General features: G+C 43.1%; 20 protein-coding genes. 5 read left to right on the top strand and 15 right to left on the bottom strand.

What is annotated here, in order from left to right; all coding sequences use genetic code 11:
- On the bottom strand, positions 1 to 1,680 hold the full coding sequence (locus D8803_RS01305; RefSeq protein ID WP_190316785.1) for an alpha-L-fucosidase: 1,680 nt from the start codon (positions 1,678 to 1,680) through the stop codon (positions 1 to 3).
- A gap of 754 nt (positions 1,681 to 2,434) precedes the next feature.
- Between D8803_RS01305 and arcA the strand changes: the two genes are divergently transcribed.
- The 5 genes from arcA to D8803_RS01330 all read left to right on the top strand — a co-directional run bounded on the left by arcA (position 2,435) and on the right by D8803_RS01330 (position 8,940).
- Positions 2,435 to 3,664: an arginine deiminase gene (arcA, locus tag D8803_RS01310; RefSeq protein WP_000094626.1), complete on the top strand. Its 1,230-nt coding sequence runs from the start codon at positions 2,435 to 2,437 to the stop codon at positions 3,662 to 3,664.
- Between the two features lie 58 nt (positions 3,665 to 3,722).
- Entirely contained in the window at positions 3,723 to 4,739 is a 1,017-nt protein-coding gene (gene argF, locus D8803_RS01315; protein ID WP_125837798.1) for an ornithine carbamoyltransferase, read from the top strand.
- 293 nt (positions 4,740 to 5,032) lie between these two features.
- A complete protein-coding gene (gene arcC / locus D8803_RS01320) occupies positions 5,033 to 5,980 on the top strand; it encodes a carbamate kinase (protein ID WP_061418627.1) in 948 nt (315 codons plus the stop codon).
- Positions 5,981 to 6,077: 97 nt separating this feature from the next.
- Positions 6,078 to 7,589, top strand: coding sequence for a YfcC family protein (locus tag D8803_RS01325; protein WP_001291840.1), 1,512 nt, complete (start codon positions 6,078 to 6,080; stop codon positions 7,587 to 7,589).
- Between the two features lie 22 nt (positions 7,590 to 7,611).
- Positions 7,612 to 8,940: a dipeptidase gene (locus D8803_RS01330; RefSeq protein WP_131200020.1), complete on the top strand. Its 1,329-nt coding sequence runs from the start codon at positions 7,612 to 7,614 to the stop codon at positions 8,938 to 8,940.
- Positions 8,941 to 8,996: 56 nt separating this feature from the next.
- On the opposite strand, the gene D8803_RS01335 is transcribed toward D8803_RS01330, so the two are convergent.
- The 14 genes from D8803_RS01335 to D8803_RS01400 all read right to left on the bottom strand — a co-directional run bounded on the left by D8803_RS01335 (position 8,997) and on the right by D8803_RS01400 (position 25,233).
- Positions 8,997 to 10,502, bottom strand: coding sequence for a zinc ABC transporter substrate-binding protein AdcA (locus D8803_RS01335; RefSeq protein WP_131200021.1), 1,506 nt, complete (start codon positions 10,500 to 10,502; stop codon positions 8,997 to 8,999).
- A gap of 9 nt (positions 10,503 to 10,511) precedes the next feature.
- A complete protein-coding gene (locus D8803_RS01340; protein WP_000950023.1) occupies positions 10,512 to 11,318 on the bottom strand; it encodes a metal ABC transporter permease in 807 nt (268 codons plus the stop codon).
- Positions 11,311 to 12,015 (bottom strand): metal ABC transporter ATP-binding protein, encoded by a 705-nt coding sequence (locus D8803_RS01345; protein WP_001269483.1) that lies wholly within the window; start codon positions 12,013 to 12,015, stop codon positions 11,311 to 11,313. The genes D8803_RS01340 and D8803_RS01345 overlap by 8 nt, the downstream gene beginning before the upstream one ends.
- Positions 12,015 to 12,455, bottom strand: coding sequence for a zinc-dependent transcriptional regulator AdcR (gene adcR / locus D8803_RS01350; protein WP_061418636.1), 441 nt, complete (start codon positions 12,453 to 12,455; stop codon positions 12,015 to 12,017). Before adcR ends, D8803_RS01345 begins: the two co-directional genes overlap by 1 nt.
- Positions 12,456 to 12,602: 147 nt before the next feature.
- Complete coding sequence (gene nt5e, locus D8803_RS01355) at positions 12,603 to 14,636, bottom strand: cell surface ecto-5'-nucleotidase Nt5e (RefSeq protein WP_084975939.1); 2,034 nt, start codon at positions 14,634 to 14,636, stop codon at positions 12,603 to 12,605.
- Between the two features lie 143 nt (positions 14,637 to 14,779).
- Complete coding sequence (dltD, locus tag D8803_RS01360) at positions 14,780 to 16,048, bottom strand: D-alanyl-lipoteichoic acid biosynthesis protein DltD (protein ID WP_038804739.1); 1,269 nt, start codon at positions 16,046 to 16,048, stop codon at positions 14,780 to 14,782.
- A complete protein-coding gene (gene dltC, locus D8803_RS01365; RefSeq protein ID WP_000351970.1) occupies positions 16,041 to 16,280 on the bottom strand; it encodes a D-alanine--poly(phosphoribitol) ligase subunit DltC in 240 nt (79 codons plus the stop codon). The genes dltD and dltC overlap by 8 nt, the downstream gene beginning before the upstream one ends.
- A 13-nt stretch (positions 16,281 to 16,293) precedes the next feature.
- Positions 16,294 to 17,538, bottom strand: a complete 1,245-nt coding sequence (dltB, locus tag D8803_RS01370) for a D-alanyl-lipoteichoic acid biosynthesis protein DltB (RefSeq protein ID WP_125416098.1) — start codon at positions 17,536 to 17,538, stop codon at positions 16,294 to 16,296.
- Positions 17,535 to 19,085 (bottom strand): D-alanine--poly(phosphoribitol) ligase subunit DltA, encoded by a 1,551-nt coding sequence (gene dltA / locus D8803_RS01375; RefSeq protein WP_125416101.1) that lies wholly within the window; start codon positions 19,083 to 19,085, stop codon positions 17,535 to 17,537. The genes dltB and dltA overlap by 4 nt, the downstream gene beginning before the upstream one ends.
- A gap of 20 nt (positions 19,086 to 19,105) precedes the next feature.
- A complete protein-coding gene (locus D8803_RS01380; protein WP_025168981.1) occupies positions 19,106 to 19,237 on the bottom strand; it encodes a teichoic acid D-Ala incorporation-associated protein DltX in 132 nt (43 codons plus the stop codon).
- A 239-nt stretch (positions 19,238 to 19,476) separates the two neighbouring features.
- A complete protein-coding gene (locus tag D8803_RS01385; protein WP_084975935.1) occupies positions 19,477 to 20,181 on the bottom strand; it encodes an MIP/aquaporin family protein in 705 nt (234 codons plus the stop codon).
- A gap of 69 nt (positions 20,182 to 20,250) precedes the next feature.
- Positions 20,251 to 22,077 (bottom strand): type 1 glycerol-3-phosphate oxidase, encoded by a 1,827-nt coding sequence (gene glpO, locus D8803_RS01390; RefSeq protein WP_084975934.1) that lies wholly within the window; start codon positions 22,075 to 22,077, stop codon positions 20,251 to 20,253.
- Positions 22,078 to 22,140: 63 nt separating this feature from the next.
- A complete protein-coding gene (glpK, locus tag D8803_RS01395; RefSeq protein ID WP_125416104.1) occupies positions 22,141 to 23,649 on the bottom strand; it encodes a glycerol kinase GlpK in 1,509 nt (502 codons plus the stop codon).
- A gap of 156 nt (positions 23,650 to 23,805) precedes the next feature.
- The gene (locus D8803_RS01400; protein ID WP_125416106.1) at positions 23,806 to 25,233 is read right to left on the bottom strand and encodes a helix-turn-helix domain-containing protein; all 1,428 of its coding nucleotides are present in this window, start codon (positions 25,231 to 25,233) and stop codon (positions 23,806 to 23,808) included.
- Between the last annotated feature and the right edge of the window lie 116 nt (positions 25,234 to 25,349).

Genomic DNA, 25,349 nt, shown 5'->3' on the forward strand with positions numbered 1-25,349 from the left:
TTATGAAACTTGGACCTGAAGCTGGTCAACCAGCTGCCCATCTACCGTCAGATTCAGATAAAAATCTAAGCTTTTATCTCCTGCAAAATACAAGGTTGGTAGCGTTAGCTTTTTTTCAGTCTCGCCAACTTGAAACGCAAGGACTTGAATCTCGTCCCGATAAGCGACACCATGCACACCCGTCCCTGGTTGAATCGAAATCTTAGCTTCTAAAGGACTGCTAGATTCTCTGCGCTTAACTGTAAAGTGGACATTTTCTCCCTTGGTCACAGTCAGTCTTTTTTCTGAAAACTCTAGTTGCTGAACAGCTTCTTTTTTCAACAAGGTAGGTGTTTTATAGAGAGAAATCTTAGTTAACAAAGGCAAATCCTGGGCCTCTGTAATGATGACACGTATCTTCTGCGCCTCAACGACTGATCCTCGTAAGAGACGTTTGTAGCCAACAGTATAGCCAGAGCCAAACTCCTGCCAGACGCCATCCAACTCTATCTGAACATGGAAAGCAGCGATGCGTTGCCCCATCTTCAAATCTTCCCTCAGCTCAATCACATCGAAAGTTTTAGGTGTCTCTAAATCGAGCTCTAATTGGATTGGCAACTCTGCACCACTTGCCCATAAACTAGTTTCCAGTCCATCTGTCAGATGATGACAAGCAAAGTCTGGTGATAGAGCAGGGACAGATACCTTGGCTCCCAAAGCCAAATCTTCCCTATAGAGCTCATCACGGTAGGCAGCAAATTCATAGAGACGCTGGATATCCTTTTCGTCAAAGAGGCCATCTTGGTTCGGTGGGATATTAAGCAAGAGTGGAGTTCCCCGCCCTACCGAGTGAAAGTAGATTTCGACCAACTCCTCGAGAGACTTCGGGTCCTGATCCTCATGATAAAACCAGCCTGGCCGAAGAGAAACATCTGCCTCCCCGATTGAAAATAGCGTCCCAAAGGGGTCTCCGTGCTGTAGATAATCTAATTCCGCCTCTGTCCCCAACTGGTCTGGCTTGACTTTTTGCCACAAGGGATCCCCTGCATAGCCTCGTTCATTCCCAATCCAGCGGATACTGGTCCCTTTGGTTGAGAAAATCAAACAATCGCCCTGCAAGTCACGAATGGTTTCAAACCAAGTCTCAAACTCATAGTTGACCTTCTGGGCCCCTTCGCCTCGAGCACCATCCATCCACACCTCAGCGAACTTACCAGCATTTCCATAGGCAGGATTTGACAAGATTTCCTTCAATTGAGCCAGATAGTAGGCATTGTAGTCCGCTTCTCGGTCCACATGATAGAGGGGACTGTGAGCATCCCAAGGAGACAAATACACTCCCATGTCCATGTCAAACTCAGTTACAGCTTTGGAAACCTCAAGGAGCAAGTCCCCCTTTCCATCCCTCCAAGGGCTAGCCTTGACCGAATAATCTGTATAGGCTGTCGGGTAGAGGACAAAACCATCGTGGTGCTTCACCACCAAAATCAGTTTTTTAAAACCTGTTTCTTTGAGCACCCGAACCCATTCACGCGCATCCAACTTGGTAGGGTTAAAACGCTTGGGATCCTCTTGCCCGCTTCCCCATTCTTGGTCATAAAAGGTATTGGGACCAAAATGGATAAAGGCAGCTAGTTCATTCTCTAAATAAGCTAGCTGGGCCTGACTTGGTAATGGCCCATGCGGTTTTATTTTCGTCATCATCTCAAATCTCTTTCTCTGATTATTTCTCTTGTTCACAAAGTTATCCACAGATTGTGGATAAGAAAACATGCCTAAAAACTAGCTTTTCTAGACTCCAGCTCTTTGACTTTGAACCTATCACCTTCAGCAAACTCTGCTCAAATCCCCACTGCACTAGGATTTCTACTAGAAAGCTAGCCAGTTACTAGTTGTCAGGGAAATTTTCAAGAACCCTCTTGAATATTAGCTGAATGTCCTTCTCTCCCCAGACTTATCCACAACTTGTGAATAAACCCTTCTTCCTAGTTGTTACCTCGTTGACTATAACAAAAAATCTAGGTACCGTCAATAAGACAAGGCTGTCTTCCTAAATACTCAGAAAAGATTCTATAATTTGTACAATATACATTTTATGCCATTCAAAAGAAAGGCTTTCAGATAGATTTCATATAATTTTCTAAACGACTTTCAATCACTGCTCCTCTCAATTCCTCGTCAGAACTGAATTAAAATCTGGACATTTCTTCTTAAAATGTGAAATTTAGCATAATTTCTTCAAAAAATATTATATTCTTTATAGTAGAAGTTTATACATTTATTTCCTCTAATTCCTTTTGCTATCGTATAATAACATAAAATACTACTAAAACCTTGTTTTGTCCGAATTTTTAATCATTTTTTACTATTGACACGCCTCTGAGAATATGATATAACGTAAATGTAAGCGGTACCAAAAAGGTGCCACCGTGAAAATTTTTAAGGAGGAAAACACATGTCTTCACATCCAATTCAGGTATTCTCAGAAATTGGGAAACTGAAAAAAGTTATGTTGCACCGTCCAGGCAAAGAGTTGGAAAACTTGTTGCCGGACTATCTCGAAAGGCTTCTTTTTGATGACATTCCATTCTTGGAAGATGCTCAAAAAGAACATGACGCATTTGCTCAAGCTCTTCGTGATGAAGGAATTGAGGTCCTTTACCTAGAGCAATTGGCTGCTGAATCATTGACTTCCCCAGAAATCCGCGATCAATTTATCGAGGAATATTTAGACGAAGCTAACATCCGTGGCCGTCAAACCAAGGCGGCTATTCGTGAATTGCTTCACGGTATCAAGGACAACCAAGAATTGGTTGAAAAAACTATGGCAGGGGTTCAAAAAGTTGAATTGCCAGAAATTCCTGAAGAAGCAAAAGGCTTAACTGACTTGGTTGAGTCAGACTATCCATTTGCTATCGACCCAATGCCAAACCTCTACTTCACTCGCGACCCATTTGCAACTATTGGTAATGCCGTATCACTTAACCACATGTATGCAGATACTCGTAACCGTGAAACTCTTTATGGTAAATACATTTTCAAACACCATCCAATCTATGGTGGAAAAGTAGAATTAGTCTACAACCGTGAAGAAGATACACGTATTGAAGGTGGAGATGAGCTCGTTCTTTCTAAAGACGTTCTTGCAGTAGGTATCTCTCAACGTACAGATGCAGCTTCGATTGAAAAACTCTTGGTGAACATCTTCAAGAAAAATGTTGGCTTCAAGAAAGTATTGGCATTTGAATTTGCTAACAACCGTAAATTCATGCACTTGGATACTGTCTTCACCATGGTTGACTATGACAAGTTCACAATTCACCCAGAAATCGAAGGCGATCTTCGTGTGTACTCTGTCACTTATGAAAATGAAAAACTCAAGATTGTTGAAGAAAAAGGTGACTTAGCTGAACTTCTTGCGAAGAACCTCGGCGTAGAAAAAGTTCATTTGATCCGTTGCGGTGGTGGCAATATCGTAGCAGCTGCGCGTGAACAATGGAATGACGGTTCCAACACTTTGACTATCGCACCTGGTGTAGTCGTCGTTTATGCCCGCAATACCATTACCAATAAGATCCTAGAAGAATACGGGCTTCGCTTGATTAAGATTCGAGGAAGTGAATTGGTTCGGGGCCGTGGTGGACCTCGTTGTATGTCTATGCCATTTGAACGTGAAGAAGTATAATCGCTGTTCAGTATTTGTCAATAAAAAATGTAAAAAAATAGAAAGAGGAAATAATAGAATGACACATTCAGTATTCCAAGGACGCAGCTTCTTAGCAGAAAAAGACTTTACTCGCGCAGAGTTAGAATACCTTATCGGTCTTTCAGCTCACTTGAAGGATTTGAAAAAACGCAATATCCAACACCACTACCTTGCTGGTAAAAATATCGCCCTCTTGTTTGAAAAAACTTCTACTCGTACACGTGCAGCCTTTACAACTGCAGCTATTGACCTTGGTGCTCATCCAGAATACCTCGGAGCAAATGACATTCAGTTAGGTAAAAAAGAATCTACTGAAGATACTGCAAAAGTTTTGGGTCGTATGTTTGACGGGATTGAATTCCGTGGTTTCAGCCAACGTATGGTTGAAGAACTAGCAGAATTTTCAGGTGTTCCAGTATGGAACGGTCTAACTGACGAATGGCACCCAACTCAAATGCTCGCTGACTATTTGACAGTTCAAGAAAACTTTGGTCGTTTGGAAGGCTTGACATTGGTTTACTGTGGTGATGGACGTAACAACGTTGCCAACAGCTTGCTCGTAACAGGTGCTATCCTTGGTGTTAACGTTCACATCTTCTCACCAAAAGAACTCTTCCCAGAAAAAGAAATCGTTGAATTGGCTGAAGGATTTGCTAAAGAAAGTGGTGCACACGTCCTCATCACCGAAGATGCAGATGAAGCTGTCAAAGGTGCAGATGTACTTTACACAGACGTTTGGGTATCTATGGGTGAAGAAGATAAATTCGCAGAACGCGTTGCACTTTTGAAACCTTACCAAGTCAATATGGACTTAGTGAAAAAAGCAGGTAACGAAAACTTGATCTTCTTGCACTGCTTACCAGCATTCCACGACACTCACACTGTCTATGGTAAAGATGTTGCTGAAAAATTTGGCGTAGAGGAAATGGAAGTAACAGACGAAGTCTTCCGCAGCAAGTATGCTCGTCACTTTGATCAAGCAGAAAACCGTATGCACACTATCAAAGCTGTTATGGCTGCTACTCTTGGAAATCTCTACATTCCTAAAGTATAAAACTTACTCGTATACACAACACAGGGGTTGAGACGAAAGCTATGATAGCTTATCAGTTCTAGCGAAAGAAAGCAAGGATTCCGTTTGACAGATCTGCCACCTTACTCTTGTCATCTTCCTGCTTCCGAGTCTCATTCTGATAAACGTCGGCTGTGCGTTCAACCCCTTTTATTAGTAGTAATGACTAATTTGTCTTTTGAAAAGACGCTATCTCCACTTCATATTTTATCATCATACCTGCCTGTAGCTCTTGGAGTTCTGTCAGGTTTACCATATTAAAGAAAGGAGAGCTCATGTCTCATAGAAAAATCGTCGTTGCTTTAGGCGGAAATGCCATCCTCTCCACTGACCCATCTGCCCAAGCTCAACAAGCTGCTCTGGTAGAAACAGCTCGTCATCTGGTCAAGTTGATTCAAAACGGTGATGAACTGATCATCACTCACGGAAATGGTCCTCAAGTTGGTAACCTCTTGCTTCAACACTTGATGGCAGATTCGGAAAAAAACCCTGCCTTCCCCCTTGATTCTTTGGTTGCCATGACCGAGGGTAGTATTGGTTTTTGGCTACAATGTGCTCTTGATAACGCATTGCTTGATGTAGGACTTGATAAAAATGTCGCTTCTGTTGTTACCCAAGTTATAGTAGACAAAGCGGACCCTGCCTTTATCAATCCTACCAAACCAATCGGTCCATTCTACTCAGAAGAAGATGCCAAAGCTGAGAGCGAAAAAACAGGAGCAACCTTCAAAGAAGATGCCGGTCGTGGCTGGCGTAAAGTGGTGGCTTCACCAAAACCAATCGACATCAAAGAAATCAACAGCATCCGCACCTTGCTTGATAATGGTCAAGTTGTCATCGCAGCAGGTGGAGGAGGTATCCCTGTTGTCAAAAATGAAAACGGTTACTTAAGTGGAGTCGAAGCCGTTATTGATAAAGACTTTGCTTCTCAACGACTAGCAGAACTCGTCGAAGCTGATCTCTTCATCGTCCTTACTGGCGTAGACTATGTCTATGTAAACTACAATAAACCAGACCAAGAAAAACTTGAACACGTTACTGTCAGTCAACTAAAAGAATACATCAAGCAAGGACAATTCGCGCCAGGTAGCATGCTACCAAAAGTCGAAGCTGCTATCGATTTTGTAACCAACCGCCCAGAAGGCAAGGCTGTTATCACTTCCCTCAGCAATCTAGGCGCCTTGATCGAGTCCGAAAGCGGAACAATTATTGTTAAAGACTAGCCATTTTAACCCAAGTACAAGCTCTAATCAGGAATACTTAGGTAAACCAACATCATTCGTTTTTATACTTTGTGGCATAGTTTAGGAGGAAAAACAAATGAGTGAAAAAACAAAAAAAAGGTTCCAAATGCCCTCATCTTACACTGTTTTGATCATTATTATTGCCATCATGGCAATCTTGACTTGGATCATTCCAGCAGGTAAGTATGACACGAACGAAGCAGGTGGCCTCATTGCAGGCACCTATCAAACCGTTGAATCTAATCCCCAAGGGATTTACGATATTCTAATGGCTCCGATTCGGGCGATGCTCGGTCACGAACCAACTAAAGCCGCTATTGACGTAGCCTTCTTCATCCTCATGGTTGGGGGATTTCTAGGTGTCGTCAATGCGACAGGCACATTAGATGTTGGTATTGCCTCTATTGTTAAGAAATACAAAGGACGCGAAAAAATGCTGATCCTCATCCTCATGCCCCTCTTTGCACTTGGAGGAACAACTTATGGTATGGGTGAAGAAACCATGGCATTTTATCCACTCCTTGTTCCTGTTATGATGGCTGTTGGTTTTGATAGCATTACTGCCGTTGCCATCATTCTACTAGGTTCCCAAGTTGGCTGTCTTGCCTCTACTCTCAATCCTTTTGCTACTGTTATCGCTTCTGATACCGCAGGTGTGTCATCTATGGACGGAGTTATCCTTCGTATCATCTTCTGGTTTGTTATGACAGGTATTAGTACTTACTTTGTCTACCGCTATGCAGAAAAGATTCAAAAGGATCCCACAAAATCACTTGTCTACTCTCAACGTGAAGAAGACCTTAAACACTTCAATGTCACTGATAACGAAAATGCTCCATCTGTCTTGAACAAGAAACAAAAACATGTTCTTGCCTTGTTCATCTTGACTTTCATCATCATGATCGCCAGCTTTATCCCTTGGGTAGACTTGCACATCACTCTATTTGAAGACTTCAAGAATTGGTTGATTGGTCTCCCTGTTATTGGTGGAGCTATCGGTTCATCTGCTCTACCATTCGGTAGCTGGTACTTCCCAGAAGGTGCGATGCTCTTTGCTGTGATGGGTATTCTTATTGGTGTTGTTTACGGTCTCAAGGAAAGCAAGATTATCTCTACCTTTATGGCTGGTGCAGCAGATCTTCTCACCGTAGCCTTGATTTGTGCAGTAGCTCGTGGTATCCAAGTTATCATGAACGACGGTATGATTACTGCAACTATTCTACACTGGGGTGAAGTCGGACTTCAAGGTCTCTCTTCTCAGGTCTTCATCGTTTTGACCTACCTCTTCTACCTTCCTATGTCATTCCTTATCCCATCTTCATCTGGACTTGCTAGTGCTACAATGGGAATCATGGCACCACTTGGTGAGTTCGTTAACGTAAAACCTAGTCTCATCATCACTGCCTATCAATCTGCATCTGGTGTACTAAACCTTGTCGCTCCAACTTCTGGTATCGTTATGGGGGCTCTCGCGCTCGGCCGTATCAGTCTAGGAACTTGGTGGAAATTTGTTACTAAACTCATTGTCGTTATTGTCATTGTAAGCATACTTCTTCTTATCCTAGGTACCTTCCTACCATTCCTTTAGAACAAAGTGTGAGGTAAAACGAATGACCGTCTACATCACTGACTCCATTAAACAGAGCTTTATACAGAGTCTAAAGACTCTCATCTCCTACCCATCTGTCCTCCAAGAAGGGGAAAATGGGACACCTTTTGGACAAGCTATTCAAGACGTTCTAGAAAAGACGCTGGAAATCTGCCGTGAACTTGGCTTTAAAACTTATATTGATCCCAAGGGCTATTATGGTTATGCAGAGGTTGGTGAGGGAGAACTCCTTGCCATCCTCTGCCACTTAGATGTTGTGCCTGCAGGAGATTTGTCAGATTGGCAATCTCCTCCATTTGAAGCAACTATCAGAGAAGGCAAACTCTATGGACGAGGGGCACAAGACGACAAAGGTCCTTCACTCGCAGCTCTCTACGCAGTGAAAAGCTTGCTTGACCAAGGCATCCAATTTAAGAAGCGCGTGCGTTTTATCTTTGGTACGGATGAAGAAACTCTTTGGAGATGTATGGCACGCTACAACGCCCTCGAAGAACAAGCCAGCATGGGATTTGCACCAGATTCGTCATTTCCTTTGACATACGCTGAAAAGGGGCTCCTTCAAGTCAAGCTTCATGGCCCCGGTTCTGATCATCTCAAGCTCGATGTCGGAGGTGCCTTTAATGTCGTACCAGATAAGGCAAGTTACCAAGGTCCTCTTTATGAAGCGGTTTGTAGGGGGTTGAAGGAAGCAAATTTTGATCACCAAACCACAGACCAAACCGTGACCGTACTCGGGGTACCTAAACACGCCAAAGATGCTAGTCAAGGTGTCAATGCAGTCATTCGACTTGCTAGTGTACTCGCACCTCTCCAACCCCACTCTGCCCTCCATTTTCTAACCGACAAAGCAGGGCAAGATGGTAGAGGGCTTGGAATCTTTGGAGAGGTTACTGATGAACCGTCTGGTTCCCTTTCCTTTAATGTTGCAGGGTTGACCATCAATCCCGATCGTTCCGAGATTCGGATCGATATACGCATACCTGTGCTAGCAGATAAGGAGAAACTGGTGGCACAGCTCACCCAGTGCGCCAAAGACTACCAACTTGACTACCAAGAATTTGACTATCTAGCACCCCTCTATGTCGCAAGAGATAGCCAACTTGTTACTGCCCTTATGCAAGTCTACCAAGAAAAAACCGGAGATAAAACTCCTCCTCTCTCATCAGGTGGTGCTACCTTTGCCCGCACCATGCCAAACTGTGTAGCCTTTGGCGCTCTTTTCCCAGGAGCACAACAAACTGAGCATCAGGCAAATGAAGCAGCTGTCCTAGACGATCTATATCGCGCTATGGACATCTACGCAGAGGCGGTTTACCGTCTCGCAACCTAACTGGATGATCGTTTCTACCAAAAAAATCCCGCAGATTTGCGGGATTTTCTCTTACATCAATGCGCCAACATTTCTTGGGCGATTTCTTGACCAGATAGGTTACCTGGATAGTAGGTTGGCCAGTTATCCATCTCCTCAAAGAGAGCTTCTTGACTGGTGCCCCCAAAGAAGATATGGAAATGTTCTGCCTTGACTGGGGCGATATTGTGGTCACTAAACTGAACATACTTGAACTGTCCAGCGTCCGCATCCGTCGCTTCAAAGAGGAAGCGCACGCCACGATTGCCTTTCTTATAGGTCAAGATTTTCTTGCCGACATACTTGTAGGTGAATTTCTTGCCTTGGCCACCTTGAACAAATTCCATAGTGTTGTCCGTGATGTTGATTTTGGTCACATCTGTCTGATAGCCTTTTCTATAGTAGGCCTTATACTCTTCCTTGGTCATCTTGCCAGTCAACTTAGCCTTGTAATCAAAGACTTGATCAAAGGTCCCATCTTCAAGGAAAGGATAGACCGACTGCCAGTTACCAGCATAGTCACTCAAGGTGCGGTCCTTGACGTCTGCATCCTCAAAGTAACCATTGTGAACTGTCTTGGTGTTTTCTTCCTTCTCTGGTTCGATTTCTGGTCCTTCTTGGTCTGTTGTCTGCTTCAAAGCCTTGAGGTTTTTCTCCATGACGGAGATATAGTCCTCACCAGCCTTGGTTGCTTCTTCTGTCAGACTTTCTAGCGTATTGAGCACGTCTAGTTTGACGCCCGTTTCTTTTGAGAGTGTATTGGCGAGGGCTTGTGAGGCATTTTCTTCAAAGTAGATATAAGAAATCTTGTTTTTCTTGATATACTCGGTCAATTCTGCCAAACGTGCCGCTGATGGTTCTGCATCTGGTGAGAGACCTGAGATGGATACTTGCTTGAGACCGTAGTCCAAGGCAAGGTAGTTAAAGGCAGCGTGCTGGGTCACAAAGCTCTTTTGTTTAGCTTGAGACAAGCCATCTGTGTAGGCCTTATCCAAGGCTTGCAATTTTTCAATATAGGCAGCCGCATTCTTTTCAAAAGTCTCTTTTTTATCAGGATAATCTGCTGACAAGCTGTCACGGATATGCTCTACCAGTTTGATGGCGCGTGCTGGTGAAAGCCAAACGTGGGGATCGTAGTCGTGATGGTGACCCTCACCGCCATGATCATGCCCTTCCTCTTCTTCCTCACCACCTGGCAAGAGGAGCATATCACCTGTCGCCTTGATGGTTTTCACTTTTTTCTTATCTAAGGATTCTAGCAATTTAGGAACCCAAGTTTCCATATTTTCATTTTCATAGACAAAGGTATCTGCATCTTGGATTTTGGCAACTGCCTTGGCAGACGGTTCGTATTCGTGGGGTTCTGTACCAGCACCGATGAGGAGTTCTACATTAGCAGTATCTCCTGCGACTTGCTTGGTAAATTCGTAGACAGGGTAAAAGGTTGTCACGATATTTAGCTTCCCATCTGCCTGTTTTTGATTGGAACAAGCCACTAAAAACAAGGCACATAGACTAGCTAGCAATAAGCTCAGTTTTTTCATTTCATTCTCCTATTTGATAAAACGTTTCAATAGACTGACTAACAAAAAGACAGCTACAAAGATAATGGTAATACTAGCGCTGGCAGGGGTTTCCGCATAGTAGGAAATATAGAGTCCTGCCACCATTCCCAAAAAGCCAATAGCGCTGGCTAGTAACATAACAGATTTAAAGTTTTTCCCCAGACGAAGGGCAATACTAGCCGGCAAGACCATAATAGTCGACACCAGAAGGGCTCCCGCAGCTGGTATCATAAGTGCAATGGCCACCCCTGTCACCATGTTAAAAAGAATAGACATGGTACGAACTGGCAAGCCATCTACAAAGGCCGTGTCCTCATCAAAGGTCAGGATATACATTGGTCGCAAGAATAAGAAAGTCAAGAGCAAAACGACCGCAGCAATGGCAAAGAGGAAAATCACCTGCTCCTGGCTAATGGTCACAATCGAACCAAAGAGATATTGGTCCAAACTCATGGAGCTCGAACTTTTACCCTTACTCATGACAATAAGGGAGACTGCAAGCCCTGTAGACATGAGGATGGCAGTTCCGATTTCCATAAAGTTCTTATAGACTGTACGGAGATACTCTAGAAAGACCGCAGCGATCAAGACAATAGCAATGGTTGAAATAGTTGGAGAAATTCCCAAAACCAGACCAAAGGCTACTCCTGACAGAGAAACGTGACTGAGGGTATCGCTCATGAGACTCTGACGACGTAAGATAAGGAAAGTCCCAAGAACCGGAGAAAAGAGACTCATGGCAATGACCGCCAAGAAGGCACGCTGCATGAAGTCATAAGATAACAAACTAAGCATGTTCCACCTCCTGGTCGCTTTCGTGAACGTTAAAACAACGCCATGGCGAGTCTTGATTGCGAACTAGATGGATATTGCGATCCGCATAGTCCTTGACCTCCTCAGGATCATGGGTAATCATCAAAACAGCCTTGCCATGATGGTGGGCACTATGGTGCATGAGTTCGTAAAATTCATTTTTGCTTCCAGCATCCATCCCTGTCGTCGGCTCATCCAAGACAAAAATATCTGGGTCAGAAGCAAACATCCGAGCAATAACTGCTCGTTGCTTTTGTCCTCCCGAGAGGGAACCAATTCGTTTGTCACGGTGTTCCCACATACCAACCGAGTCTAGACTGGCCTTGATATGTTCCTCATCATGAGCATTCAAGCGACGAAACCAGCCCTTTCGAGGATAGCGACCCGACTTGACAAATTCATAAACTGTACTTGGAAAACCAGCATTAAAACTGGCTATCTGCTGGGGAAGATAAGCTATCCTAAGCTTTTTCCCATGAGTATTTGTCTTTGAGATGGTTACCTTGCCAAATCTTGGCTGCAAGATGCCTAGACTCGCCTTGATGAGCGTTGTCTTGGCAGCCCCATTTTCACCAGTCAGGGTAACAAACTCCCCACTATCAACACTGTAGTTGATATGCTCGAGGACAGGTTCTTTGTCATAATAGAAAGATAAGTCCTCTACTGTAATATACCGCATTATTTGATTTCTCCTACTAAAGCAGTTAAAAACCGCTGGATAACCTCTTGTTCATTTGGAGTAAACTGACTTGCCACTTGTTCATAGGCTAAGAGCGTGTGTTCATGATGATGGTGGTGTTCCTCTGCCACCGGTCGAGCCAAATCAGTCAACTGATAAAAAATCACGCGCGCATCCTTTGGATCTCTGGATGTCTCTAACATACCCTCTTTGACCAAAGACTTGATAGCCTTGGTCACTGCCGCCTGACTGACATTGAGGCGACGGGCCAACTCCGAGTTGGTTAAGGATTCTTCTGACAAGAGCATGAGGATGTGTTCCTGAGTATTGGTCAAGGCAACGTCACTCGTGCAATGCCCAATCAGAATTTCATGCTGGTTCTCAGATCTCAAGATCACCTCGTTTAAAAAGTTATCGATTTCCTGTGCAAGCTGTCTCATGTGTTACTCCTTCCCTAGCTATCTTTTCGTAAAAAACATAGATAGCCACCGATTCTTTACTGGTTAATTATATCATAAACCAAAAAAGAGTCAAGGGAAAAAGGCGTAAAAACGTTTCCCTAGACTCTTCTAGATGTAAAATTTAACCTATTTTTGCTTTGGTTTTCGGCTCGATAAGATACCTGCCAGACCAGCTACCATTCCCATCAAGAGCAAGAAGATGGATTGTTCACTTCCTGTATTTGGGAGAGCTTTTTCTGAGACAACCGCCTTCTTGCTAAATTGACCTGCCACCTCATAAGTAAGTGGTACATTTGTAGTCGCATCGCTAGCAGCTGCATTCGTTTGAGGCGTTTCTACTGGTAGACTAAAGTTTTTAGAATCCACAGAAATCGTCCGTGAGTTCGGATTAATCTTTTCATACTGGGTCAAATCAGCGGTTTTCAGATACTCTTCAAAGGCTGCATCCATAGACGGACCTTCTTCACGCGCGCCACCTAACATAGTGTAGCCATCACCACCCGCAGCTAAGAAATCATTGGTTGCAAGATAGTAGGTTTTTGCGAGGTCTAGAAGATCATAACGACCAGTTGCACGGTTTTTAACCTGGATGGCCAAGACACGTTTGCCTGATGGTAGGTTGGTATCATAGTAGACCTTCACACCTGAAACTTGCAAGAAACCACCACTTGGCTCTAACAATGGTTGCCCGTTCTCATCCAATACCTTCTTGCCATCCTTATCAACCTGCAAGATAGATCCGAGTGACTTTTCAAACATATCCAAAACTTGTTGCCCAGTCACTTGGATTTGTGAGATGGTATTTCCAAACGGAAGAACGGCAATGACATTTCCTTTAGTGATTGGTTTGCCTTTTGCAATGGTTTCACGCAAGCCACCACCATTTGTCACAGCGATGTCTGTCGGATGACTAAATCCTGTTTGACCATACTGATAGAGGGAGTCCGCTACGACGTTTCCGAGGTTGGTTTCACGAACCCGAACATTTTCACGATCGCCGTTGAGTTCTACAGGGCTGTTTGAAACGACTTCAACCGCATTTTCAGCATCGTATTTTTGTTTAATGTCTTTGACTAGTTTTTCAACTGTTGGATTGGCTGGTAATTTTTTAGCATCCGCAGCCGGAATCTGAGTTGGATTGCCCAAAAGCTGACGTGATTTGTAGGTGATTTTCCCTACATTATGAAGGTAGCTTCCTGTCTGGTTATAGGTAACATTGTCTCCATAGGTTGTTGATTCTACTGTATGAGAGTGACCATCGATTACTGTTACGCGTTTCCCTTTCAAACGAGGATTTTTAGACAAGGCTTCTGCCAAGGTTGAACCACGCCACTCGACTGGAGTTGTGGTATCTACACCCAAGTGAGCGAGCACAACATAGTGTTTGTAGTCTTTACCCTCTGCACGCGCCTTGGCTTGAACTTCTTCGATGACCTTATTGACTTCAGAGATTGGATCTGTAAAAGTTACCCCTTTAATGTTTTTAGGGTGGGTTTTTGTAGCAGTTTCAGGTGTTGTCACACCGATTACAACAAATTCATCACCTTCCACAGTCTTATCTTTATCAACAATTGTAGAAGCTTCAAAAAGACGAGCTCCATTGACATAGGTATTTGAGCTAAGTAATGGGAATTTTAGAATTTCCTTGTATTTTTTAACTTCATCAAGGCCAAAGTCAAACTCATGGTTTCCTACTGCCATAGCATCATACTGCATCTGATTGAGAATTTCAGCGCGCGCTTCACCCTTAGTAGAGTTGGAAATCGGTAAACCTTGGAAAGCGTCTCCCGCATCAACAACTAGAGTATTTTGATTTGATTTCGCACGTTCCTGCTCAATGACAGTCGCTAACTTGGCATCTCCAATTACTCCCTTTTCCTCTACAATACGACCATGGACATCATTGGTGTGTAAGATAACGGTGTCCTTTTCTTCGCTTTTAGTAGATTCAACAGGAGCTACCGGAGCTTCTGAAGTTGCCGAAGTTTCCGGTACTGCAGGGCTCTCAACAGGAGCTGGAGTCGCCGACGTAGCAGGAGTTGCTACAACAGCTGAATTTTCTGCAGGAGTTGTTGCTTCCTCAGCATAGACTTGTCCAGCTAAAAAAGCTGGGGCTAATAGAGCTGTCGACAAGACAGGTAACAAAGAACGTTTATTCATTTTGAAATCCTTTTCTTTTCTTTTTTCCTTTATATTATACGATATTTCTAGAAAAAATAAAACTTTTGACTGGTTTTTATATAAAACATTCGCTATTTAACCAAAAAAACCTGAACAAAAAAGTTCAAGTTTTTTTAATCGATTTATTGGAAATCTTTGATATTTCCATCATAGGTCGCCCAGTCCTTACTAAAGAAACGGTCATTCATCTTGTAGTCTGGAGCTGGTTTTGGATCCGTCAAGAAGGGATTCACAACCTTATCAAAAGCCAACCAGCCCAACCAACCTAAGTGGATAGTATCCTTGATAAAGTAAGGTTCTCCTCCGTTTTTTGAAAAGTCAGCAATATTGGTAAAGCCTTGACTTTCTAACTGGTAACGAATTTTCTCCACTGCGTGTTGATACATTTCTTCACTGAGCTCTGTGTATTCCATCCATTTCTTGTTGACGGGCTGGATAACAAAGAGCACATTGACTTTTGATTTGGCAAATTGATTGAGGACCAGCTGCAAATCATTGTATTCAGACGACTTTAGGAAGTTATAATTTTTTTGATACCCTTCCCATTTTTTTAAGTCTTTTTTGACCTCATACGTGTAGAAATGATTCTCCATCCCCATATCGTTATTGGTCGTATTTGCTTCTGCATCCTTACGGGCAATTTCTTCTAAAGCGTCATAGGAAAACTGATCAGGAAGATCTTTTAAATAGTTTTCTACATGTTCTTTGTACTTGAGTTTCCCCCGAATGGAAAATTGACCAAAAAGAGAGGACTGCTTTTCATTGAATCGTGCAAAGACGTTGATGATAAGTCGATCAGCATCTGACAAGTCCTCTCCTTTTGAAAGCTTTTGAAGGATGCCTTTCAATGCCACACTCGGGTTCTGCTTCAACAAACGCGTCGCAGCATGCTTAGCCGAGATGTCCCCAGATTGATTTTCCAAAAAAGCTGTCAACTGGTCGCTATTAAAGAATCTCTGAAACGCCGCTGGCTCGTAATCCGTCTCTGTAAACCACTGAGGAGAGATGACAAACACCGCCTGCTTTTCCTCGATTTCTGGCAGAATCTGCTGCAAACCGAAATATTGGTTAAGCGAGGCCGCTCCTGCCTGACCCATAAAGTACGGGCGATAGGGACGATTGTATTTTTCTGCTAAAACAGCTGGATGGACACTATCAAATCGAATCCATTCACTTGACCCTAGAAAAGGGACAAAACGCATATTGGGATCCGTTAGCGCCCTCACTTTTTGACTTCTCTCTTTAAAACTTTCTCTACTGATGGAAGCTGCAGAGTACTTCTCCTCCGTCAGATTATGGCTTGTTGTACTTGGATAAAAAAAGATGAGTAGAAGAACCAAAAATCCAGCGATGAAGATAGGACCAAAGATCAGCCACAAGCGTTTAAGCATTCTTCAACTCCGCAATACCTTCTACGATTTTATTAGCTGTATTCCAGTCATCACGACCGAACTCTGTCACTGGAACACGAATGTCAAAACGGTTTTCAATCTCAACAATCAACTCAACCGTTCCCATGCTATCCAAGACACCGGCATCAAAAAGATCTTCATCCATCATGTCAGAAACATCTTCCATAAACAACTCATCAATAATTTCAATAACTTCTGATTTGATATCCATTTTTTATATCCTTTTATTTTTTAAACCATAAATCATTCAAAAATCCAGAAAAGATTAAGAATGAAAACATGACAACATGGAAGGTAACAACCATGCCAAACAACTGAATCCAGCGATTCTCAGGTAAGGAACCCTTTCCAGCTTTTTTCCGTTCTTTATTGAGTGCTTTTTTCTTACGAACCCAAGCGTCATTGATGACCAGCCCAATCCCATGAAAAAGTCCATAGGCGATGTAGTACCAGGTCACTCCATGCCAAAATCCCATAATCAGCATATTGAGAATATAGGCTACACTTGAGGTCACATTACGATTTTTAAAGACCTTCTTTCTGGTCAACACCATCACCATCCGCATAAAGACAAAGTCACGGAACCAGAAAGACAGACTCATGTGCCAACGATTCCAAAACTCTTTTAAATCCCTTGACAAAAAGGGCTTGTTAAAGTTGATAGGACTATGAATACCCATCAAGTTTGAAATGGCTAAGGCAAACATAGAGTAGCCCGCAAAGTCAAAGAAGAGCTCCAAACCAAAGGTGTACATGACCGCTAAAGCATAATGATTAAAGAAACCGCCTGTCTGCAAAGCCAAATTTTTCAGCGGAGGCAATAATGTCTCTCCTAAAATGTGAGCCAAGATAAACTTGTAGAGGAAACCAAGCATGATATACTTGACAGCCTCTTCTAGCATGTCCATCAGCTCATCCCGCTCAGGAATGGTCTCATAATTTTCATTGAAACGTTTAAAACGATCAATGGGACCACTTGAGAAAGTCGGCATAAAAAGAAGAAAACGTAAGAATTGCCAAATCGTTAAATCCTTGATAACACCATCTCTCAACTCAACGATAACCCCAACTGCACGAAAGGTTAAGTAAGAAATCCCTAAAAAGCCAAACAAAGATTGGGGTCCGTGAATAGCAGGAGATACTTTCACAAAGACGATAGGCAATAGGGATAGAAAACTAACTAGATAAAATATCCATTTACTATCCCGTCGTTTCCTGTACCTTTTATAGAAAGATACAAGCAGTACTTGCCAGATAACATAAAGGATAAGAGCGCTTATTTGATCGGTCTTTCCACCGACCAACATGGTGACGATAAAGAAGAGACTAACCAGCACCTCATACCAGGCAAAACGTTTCTTGAAAAAGAGCCCGATAAATATCGGTAGGGTCGCAGCAATCACATACAAAAAATAATAAAGATTGCCATAAGGTTCCAAATGAGGTAGCTGTTTGTAAAGCTCCATCATCTACTGTTTACCTCGTTGATCAAGCCCTTGATATCAATTTTACCATTAGGCGTTAGTGGCAAACTGTCTCGATAGAGAAACTTGGATGGCATCATATAAGACATCATGATATCTGCCAAGTCTTCCTTGATAGCCTTGGTAATATCGATATCACGTTCAAACTGCTCGCGGACACCATTCTTTAGGATGACATAGGCCAGTAGATTTTGTACCTTGTGGTCCTTGTTATAACGTGGGACAGCAACAGCCGACTCGATAAAGCGAGACTTGTTGAGGTTTTGAGAGACATCTTCAAGCTCAATGCGATAACCATTAAACTTAATCTGGAAATCCATGCGTCCACCATAGAGAAGCAAGCCCTCATCTGTCATAGTTCCTACATCCCCTGTGTGGTAGGCTGGAAGACCTTCGAATTCAAAGAAAGCTTCTGCTGTTTTTTCAGGATTATTCATATAGCCTTTTGAAACAGCTGGCCCAGAAACAATGATTTCTCCCTGTTCACCATATGGCAGCTTATTGCCTTCCTCATCAATGATAAAGGTTGGAGAATCAGCCTTAGTATAGCCGATTGGCAGGCGTTTGAGAGTCGTCAACATCTCGTCTGTTACAGCAACTGCTGACAAAGCCACTGTCGCTTCTGTTGGTCCGTAGGCATTGATAATACGGGCATTTGGGAATCGCTCGCGCAGTTTTTGAGCTGTTTTGACCGTCAATTCTTCACCATCAAAGTAGAAATGCGTGATGCCAGGCATTTTCTCACTATTAAAGTCTTCTGACAACATGGCCATATCTGCAAAGGAAGGCGTTGAAGTCCAGATAGCAATGGGCAATGAGAATATGGACGCAAAGAGTTGCTTAAAATCCTGTGTGATGGCAGATGGAAGAGCGAAAAGCGTACCACCCAGTGCCAAGGTTGGCGCCCAGTACATGACAGATAGGTCAAAAGAATAAGGGGGCTGGGCCAGCATTTGTGGACGACTTGGCGTCGCAAACTCTTTATCTGTAATCATCCAGTTGGTAAAACTGAGGAGATTGTCATGGGAAATCTGCACTCCCTTTGGCTTACCAGTCGTACCAGAAGTAAAGATGATGTAGTAATTATCATCTCCCTTGACTGGATGCGTCATCTCGTAGCTAGAAGCTTGAGCAAAAGCTTCATGGACTTGCTCTAAATTCAGCATCGGTACGCTAGTTTGCTCTAATGGAAAATCCGAGATGGCAATAATCAAACTTGGCTCTGCAACTTCTACGATAGCAGAAACTCGTTCCAAGGCCGAATGGCTGTCAATTGGAATATAGGCATGTCCCGACTTAGTCAGCGCCACAAAGGTAGCCAACATCTCATATTCCTGACCACCAAAAACGACGACTGGAGATTTCTCAGGCAAGCCAAGTCGATCAATAGCTGCAGCTAAACTATCTGAATCAGCCTTCAGATCACCATAAGTATGCTCTTGACCTAAAACATTGTAGACAGGATATGTTGGCTGTGTTTGAGCAAAGTGCTCAATCGTTTCAATCATATCTTTTATCGGTTTATTAGACACGGTTTTTCTTCTCCTTCAAACTAGAACTCATTATAAATAAAGGTTCCTTGGCTCTGACCAAGGTAACTAAAAAAATAAAGCAAACCAAGTAAGATTACAAAATATAGGACGGTCTGTCCCAAAAACATATACAATTTTCTGTGTTTTCCCATAGTTAGTGTGTTCAATTTTCTATGATTTTTCAAAAAAGCTATGCAACTATGCATTTACTATCTTATCTTCCTAACATTTTACCATTTTATCAACCTTTTTTTCAACTGTTTACCATAACTTAAAAGTTCGTTTTAGCTTATTTTAAGATAAGTTAAGATATCAATGTTTTGCCATCAAAATAGACAAAAAAGAGCCTGAGATTCCCATCTCAAACTCTAATGCAAATAGCTCTTTTATCTTAGAAAAGTGAAAATACGAGAACTGCTAGGGCCGCACCAACAACAGGCCCCACAACAGGAATCCAAGCATAAGACCAGTCCCCATCTCCCTTGTTTGGAATTGGAAGAAGGTTGTGCATGATACGAGGTCCAAGGTCACGAGCTGGGTTCAAGGCATAACCCGTTGTCCCACCTAGTGAAAGACCGATACCGACAATCAATGTTCCCACTGCAAAGGTCCCTAATCCTGCCTGAAGGTCATAGAGTCCCAAGGCAAAGATTGTCAAGAGCAAAACAAAGGTTCCAAGGATTTCGCTAACCAAATTCGATACTGTGTTCTTGATTGCTGGTCCAGTACTAAAAGTCGCTAGGATATTACCTGCATTTTCTTCCGCTTCATAGTGTGGTTTGAATTGCAACCAAACCAAAATCTGAGCCACCATCGCTCCTGCGAATTGGGCTAGGATATAAGGGAAAACTGAACCCCAAGAGAGCGTTCCTTTTAAGGCCATCGCAAACGTCACAGCTGGATTTAGGTGGGCCGGACTGAGCGTGCCAGATACAAAGGCCGCAACGGCTACAGCAATTCCCCATCCCATAGTGATGACAATCCAACCTGAATTGTTACTCTTGGTTTTGGGAAGAACCACACCTGCAACAACACCATTTCCTAGGAGGATGAGGATTAAGGTCCCCAAAAATTCTCCAAATAATTCTTTCATCATATCTTTGTCTCCATTTAAAAGAAGGGGCGGGCGACAAGGAATGCTGCCCTCCACCTCTTTTCCTTTTTCTTAATTTTTTAGTTCTGCCAAATCGTTTTGAGCAAGAGCTGCTTCGACATCCGCACGGTAGGCTGCTTTTTCTTCTTCAGTCCAATCATAGAATCGTCCCATTTCATCCAGAACTGGCTCAACGATGCTATCTAAACTATCACGCATAAAGAGCATGTGATTGGTACGACGAAGAAGGAAGTCAACTGGGCTCAGAGCCAACTCATTACGCATTGCATAGTGAAGGGACAAGGTATCTGCCAAGCTGAGTCCTGGCGCTTGTTCCAAGCTGTGAGCAAGGGCAAAGACCTTCGGTGCATTTGAACCGTAAAGATTTGCTAGATAGTGAGCTTCCTTGCTATCCAAGCCACGTGAAACTCCAAGTTGCGCAAAGGCTTCGATTTCTGAGTCCACATTTGCTGGGTTCAATTCTCCACCTGAAACAGGATAAGTCTTCGAGTTGATGAGTTTAAAACTACGGTCAAATTCTGCTTTGAGGATGTCAACCACGCGCTCCATAGCTCCTTCAGCCATCTTACGGTAGTCTGTGATTTTACCACCAGCAAGAGTCAAGAGGCCATTGTCATCACGATCCAAGCTCGAACCACGAGAAACTGCAGATGGATCCAAATGTTTCTCAGATGTGCTACTTTCAAGCTTGCTGACAGCAGATTCAACATCTTCACGCGTTTTTTCTTTCGATAGATAAGCTTCGACAGTCGCAATCAAGCTATTGAAGCTTTCATCGCTAATGGTTCCGTTATTTCCTCCATTGTAGTCAGAAGCACTATTGCCTGCAATCAATGGACGAAGACCAGCCCAGCTGCTTTCGATATCATCAATGGTGATGTTTGCTTCTGGAAAGCGGTTGTTGACAATACCAAGCAGATAATTTACATCTTCCTGCGTCACTTTTGGATGTTCCAAATCGCCTGTGTAGTCAGTATCCGTTGTACCAAAGTAAGTCTTGTTTTCACGTGGTAGAACAAAGACCATACGCCCATCTCCCAAACCTGTGTCAAAGTAAACTGGCTGTGAAACCTTGATCTTGCTTGAGTCCACTACCAAGTGCACTCCCTTAGTTGGACGCATTTGTGAGAATTGTGTTCCCTTATTAGACAAATTACGTACCTTGTCGCTCCAAGGACCTGTCGTATTGATAACCAGACGCGCCTTGATTTCAAAGACTTGGTCTGTCAACAAATCACGAGCTACAACACCTGTAATCTTGCCACTTTCATCAAAGAGGAAGCCTTCTGCCTTAACGTGGTTGGCAATAAGGGCACCGTCTTGGTTGGCACGTTTGATATTTTCAATCACGAGACGCGCATCGTTGTTACGGAAGTCAAGGTAAACCCCACCTCCTACCAAACCTTCTTTCTTCAAGTTTGGCTGGCGTTCCAAGACTTCTTCCTTGCTCAAGACCTTGTTAGCAGCTGGCGTATTGTTAACCCCTGCCAAAAGGTCGTACAAGTCCATGGCTACTTTGAGACGGAAGAGGCTAAAGGTCGCTCCATCTTCATCGTAAACTGGCAAGAGCATTGGATCTGGTTTTGGAATATGTGGAGCGATTTGTTGAACTACTGCACGTTCAGAAACTGTATCTGACACCACTTCCACGTCAAATTGTTTGAGGTAACGCAGACCTCCGTGAACCAATTTTGTTGAACGGCTAGATGTTCCTTCTGCGAAGTCTTGCATTTCAATCAGACCTGTGTCAAGACCACTAGCTGCCGCTTGCAAGGCTACACCAGCTCCTGTAATCCCCCCACCGATAATCAAAAGGTCCAGGGTGCGTTCCTGCATTTTTTTAATTGATAATTCACGTGTTTTCTTTGAAAATTCCATATTTACACACTTTCTAACTGAGTCGTTTCATTCTTAAGCTGATCATTGCATCAAGAAACAGTATTAGTCGTCGATTTCCGCAAAGACTTGCGTTGCTTTCACAGCCTTCTTCCAGCCCTTGTAGAGTTGTTCCTTGCGCGATTCGTTCATGGATGGCTCAAAGAGTTCTCCTGTCTCGTTCAAGAGCTTCAACTCGTCCAAATCCTTCCAGTAACCCACTGCCAAACCAGCTAGGAAGGCTGCACCTAGGGCAGTTGTTTCCAAGTTTTTAGCACGGGCAATATCGATTCCCAAAATGTCAGCCTGGAACTGCATGAGGAAGTTGTTCATGGCTGCACCACCATCTACCTTCAAGACTTGGATAGCTGTCTGAGCATCCACTTGCATCGTGTCTATGATGTCACGTACTTGATAAGCGATAGATTGCAAAGTTGCCTTGATAAAGTCTTCTTTAGTTGTTCCACGAGTCAAACCAAAGACAGAGCCACGAGCGTTTTGGTTCCAGTATGGTGCCCCTAGACCTGTAAAGGCAGGTACGACATAGACTTCGTCATTGTTGTGAGAATTGAGAGCATATTTTTCAGACTCTGGTGAATTCTCAACCATGCGAAGTCCATCACGAAGCCACTGAATGGCACTTCCAGCAATAAAGATAGAACCTTCCAAAGCATAATAAACCTTGCCGTTGATTCCGTAACCAATCGTTGTCAAAAGGTTGTTTTCAGATAGCTGCATCTCTTCACCAGTGTTCATGATGATGAAAGAACCTGTTCCATAAGTATTCTTAACCATACCAGGTTCAAAGGCCAACTGTCCAAAGAGGGCTGCCTGTTGGTCCCCAGCCATACCTGAGATTGGCACTTCCCCACCGTAGAAATGGAATGGAGCAGTCTTACCATAGATTTCAGAGTTAGAACGAACTTCTGGAAGCATAGCCTTAGGAATGTTGAGGATTTCCAAAATCTCATCATCCCATTTGAGTTCTTTAATATTATAAAGCATGGTACGAGCCGCATTGGAGTAGTCCGTTACGTGAGCCGCACCGTCAGTCAATTTCCAAACTAACCAAGTATCGATAGTACCAAAGAGCAATTCTCCTTTTTCTGCTCGCTCTTGAGCGCCTTCTACATGGTCCAATATCCAACGAACCTTGGTAGCAGAGAAGTAAGCGTCAATGATCAAACCAGTCGTTTCATGGAATTTTTCCACATAACCTTGGCTTTTCAGTTGTTCAGCCAAAGGTGCTGTCTGGCGTGACTGCCAAACGATAGCGTTGTAGATAGGAAGTCCTGTTTTCTTATCCCAGACGACAGTTGTTTCACGCTGGTTGGTAATCCCGATGGCTTCGATTTGACTTGGTTTCACACCACTTTCGATGAAAGCACCCGCGATAACTGACTGAACAGAGTTCCAAATTTCATTGGCATTGTGCTCTACCCAACCTGCTTGAGGGAAAATCTGAGTGAATTCTTTTTGACTAGAGCTGACCTTTTCTCCTTTTTTGTTAAAAATGATGGCACGAGAACTGGTCGTTCCTTGGTCAATGGCCATGATGTATTTTTCTTGTGACATGTGCTGTCCTCCTGATAAAATCTTGAGGGGGTTCCTCTTTACAGTAACTAGTATACAAAATAAAGCGCTTTCTTGTTTATCACTTTTTTTAAAATTTTAAAAAAAAGTGAGGAGATTGTGCGAATTTCACAAAAAAGACCTGAAAATTCAGGCCTTTTAGGCAAAGAGCATCTGACGAATCTTCGCCAAATCCTCCATATCCAAATCATTTTTTAAATAATAAACCGGAGTCTGTTCTTTCTTATGAATCGGGTTGTTGGTAATTAACAAATCATAATGTCGACTGGAGTCATAGGCTTCAATAGTAATGAAACGATTGTATTCCAAATACCGTTTCAAAAGGGCAGCCATCCTAGAAAAGACAAGGAAACCAGATGTCAAATCCAGACCAATCCGCATATGCTGACCACCATTTTCTGCCATATACTCTATCAACTGGATCCATTCCCAGAGAATTTTCTTATCCAGGTCGGTCCCCTGATGAAAAGCTGGCAAGGAGGCGAAAATTTTCTGAGCAAGATCTCGAAAGTCATGCTCCATCAGCAAATAAGGGTGCCGATGTTCTATCTGATACTTGTAGCGATCTTGCAAGATATAGCCCTTGTAGAGATAAACTTGACCACAAAGCTGACTGAGTTCATAGGTGACATGGTCCTCTGTGTAGTCCCCCAGCAGCTCCTCCTTCTTCATTTCTTGAATCAATTGCGTCAGCAAATCGGCTAATTGCCCTCCAAAACCAAGGATATATTCCATAGTATGAAGGGGCAAGATACGATGGGAAAGGAGAAACGAAAAGAAAATCATCATCTCACCGTCCTCAGTTCCTAAAGGGATGTGTTGTCCAGCAAAAAAGGACGGAGCCTTTCTCAGCAAACGAAGGTAGAAAATATTATCAAAATACCCCTGCATTTTTTCTTCTATGACTTGAAACTGACAGGCGTTAGCTCGAAGGCGCTGTTGACTGATATGATTCCAGAGAACCAAGTCTAATTTCTGACCCGAAGACAAGCTGGCACCGCAGATTTCTTCTAAGCTAGCAATCTCTTGTTTTCTCTCAGCTTTCTGCATGTGACCTTCCCATTCCTGACTCGACCAAACCTTGCGGAAAAGGCAGAAATAAAAGTAACGAATCTGATGCTCCGGACCTCGCCAACGGCCATTTTGGATGGATAAGTCAAATTCTGACAAAATCTGATTTAGACTAGCTAAGTGGCGACCAAGCGTGGCCTCACTAATCATCAATTCTTGAGCCAACTGATGAGCTAGAAATTGTTGGTGATAGAGAAGGTAAACCAAAATTTGGTACTTAATGGCATTGTCTAGAAACAAGCTCCGAATCTCTCTCCCCTTTGTGGCTGCACCAATCAACAAACGCAGATTTTCATCTTCCAAGTGGATGGTCAGCTCTAGTCCTCTTTCCAAGGCATTTTCGTTAATCAGAGAAATGTACTTGGCTAGGGTCGCTTTTGAAAAACCTGTTTCTTCCATGGCTTTCTTGACTGTTGTCTGCGAATCTTGTAATAGAAAGGAAAGGACTAAAAATTGACCAGATTCTGCTTTTTCCATCAAATCGCCTAAATACATTTGTTACCCCTTTCATTTTCTCCTACAAGCATAGCATAAATCTTTCAAATGCTGAAATAATCTGTTTCTCATTTTATTTTAAGGTTGATTTCCTCGTCATTATTCCACAGAAACAG

The sequence above is a fragment of the Streptococcus oralis genome (genome assembly GCF_003943385.1).
Classification (GTDB): domain Bacteria; phylum Bacillota; class Bacilli; order Lactobacillales; family Streptococcaceae; genus Streptococcus; species Streptococcus oralis_CA.